The organism is Planobispora longispora (genome assembly GCF_016863135.1).
GTDB lineage: Bacteria > Actinomycetota > Actinomycetes > Streptosporangiales > Streptosporangiaceae > Planobispora > Planobispora longispora.
Genome location: NZ_BOOH01000032.1, coordinates 1 through 1,938, shown reverse-complemented (window position 1 = coordinate 1,938; position 1,938 = coordinate 1). Strand labels below are relative to the sequence as shown.

3 protein-coding genes are annotated in these 1,938 nt (G+C 68.3%); 2 read left to right on the top strand and 1 reads right to left on the bottom strand.

The features are described 5' to 3' along the window. Positions 1 to 194 precede the first annotated feature (194 nt). Complete coding sequence (locus Plo01_RS19380) at positions 195 to 629, top strand: hypothetical protein (protein ID WP_203892049.1); 435 nt, start codon at positions 195 to 197, stop codon at positions 627 to 629. A gap of 125 nt (positions 630 to 754) precedes the next feature. Then, a complete protein-coding gene (locus Plo01_RS19375) occupies positions 755 to 910 on the top strand; it encodes a hypothetical protein (RefSeq protein WP_239316661.1) in 156 nt (51 codons plus the stop codon). A 31-nt stretch (positions 911 to 941) separates the two neighbouring features. On the opposite strand, the gene Plo01_RS19370 is transcribed toward Plo01_RS19375, so the two are convergent. Beyond that, positions 942 to 1,709 carry a group II truncated hemoglobin gene (locus tag Plo01_RS19370; RefSeq protein ID WP_203892047.1) on the bottom strand — a complete coding sequence of 256 codons (768 nt, stop codon included), beginning with the start codon at positions 1,707 to 1,709 and terminating at the stop codon, positions 942 to 944. Positions 1,710 to 1,938 lie beyond the last annotated feature (229 nt).

Here is a 1,938-nt window from a genome sequence, read left to right as displayed (position 1 = left end):
GGGGCTCGCCCTGCACCAAGAACATTAGCAGGACTCCAGAGTCCCCAGGACAACTTGCCAACCATTCCCGATCCTCAAGCGTCCCAAACCTGGTGGTGGCGCGGGCAACCAGACGTCAAGCCATCCGCAATCGGGTCTGGATACGAAATAGGCACGAGGGCCGTGACTCCGGCCCTGCCACGGAGGTGACCACCATGACTCGCTCGGAGTTCGACGACATCCGCGCACACATCGCCGCGGAGGCCGATCGCCCCGGCGACCTTCTTCGAGTCGCCCGGTCCCTGCTGGACGACCTGGAGACGGCGCGGATGCGGGAGGCGACCCTCCGCACCTACTACTTGCGTCTCCTCACCGCCGCGCGCGCGACAGCCGCCGCGGAGGCAGCAGGCTACCCGGCTCCGCTCACTTTCCTCACCGAGGAGCTGAACAAGCGAGGCCAGCTGCCGACGACCGAGGAGGAGGTCAACCGGATCCTGGCCGACGCGCACACCGCGGCGGCCCTGCTGGCCTCCCTGGAACAGTCTCCCCTTGAGCCCGCCGCCCTGGAGAAGACCGCAGCCCGGGCCGTTGCCGGAAACGGACCCCGTGTCCGGAGATGTTCAGGCACCAGCCGTACTCTCCCACGATGAGCCGTTCCACGGCTTTGACCTGGTCTTGAAGGCATACCTGCAAGACTTCAGGCATGTGGCAGCGGGGGATGAATTGGGCTGCGACGTCCTTTGTAGGCGTCTTCGGGTTTCTCTGGCTCGGCGTCGTGGTTTTCGCGGCCGTCGACGTGTCGGCCTGGTCCCGGCTCGGGCAGGGAGGGTTCAGCACCTTCCTCATGGGCTGGGCCTGTTACAAGGCGAGCGTGCTGCTCCGCCGTGCCGAGGCGGGGTTCACCCCTCGGCACCGCCGGGTCAGGACGTGAGACCCCCGCCCGCGGGGACGCACGGCCGATCTCAGCCCTTCGGGACGTACGGCGGCGCCACGCCCCAGCCCCAGTGCGGCACCGGAGCCCGCCCCGGCGGGACGGCTCCCGGCTGGGAGTTGGCGAAGGCCAGGCGGGTCCCCCACTCGATGTAGCCGAGGAAGGCCGCACGGAACTCCGGATCCCCGGGGAGGCCGACCTCGTCGGCGGCGTCCAGGAGGAGGTTCACCCAGCGGCGCCGCTGCGGCTCGGTGATGCCCTTGCCGAGGTGCTGGGAGAGCATGTGCGGATAGCCCCCGCGCTCCCGGGTGTAGCGGTCCGGGCCGCCGAAGACCTCGCCGAGCCACATGGCCACGTAGCGGGGGTGGCCGGGATCCATGTGCGCGAAGAGCGGACCGATCAGGTCGTCCTTCAGCACCTTCGCGTAGAAGGTCTCCGTGAGGCGTTCGAACGCCTCGGCTCCGCCGGCCCACTCGTAGAGCGTCGGCACCGAGGAGCCCTGACCGCGGATTCCTGTCGGCGCGTAGTGGCGCATCTCCTCGATGTCGCCGACGTAGGGCCGGATCTCGGCAAGGAAGGGCGGGAAGTCGGGGCCCTCCCGGAATCCGCGCAGATGGTCCTCGGCGGAGGTCCAGGTGATGCGCAGGACGTAGCAGGCGGGCTCGTCCACGCACCGGGTGAGTTCGTAGTCCGCGCACTGGGGGGCCTTCGCCAGGGAGACGGCGGCACGGCGGTAGGCCGCCTCGAACTCCTCCGAGCGTTCGGCGGGAACGCGGTAGCGGATGTACTCGACGATCATCGGTCCACCTTCCGGGGGGACGTCGTACACCGGTATGCGATTACATGGCTCGTAATCATGTAATCAAAGTCGGCGCGCTCCGCCAAGAGATCACCACGGCCGGATCGCCCTGTTTCCGCGATCTCTTTTCACCGCAGCGGAGACACCTGGGTGGGAGGACAGAAGACGCCCGGAAAGGGGAACGGAAAAAGCAGAGGCCCGGAGGAGATCCTCCGGGCCTCTGACCTGG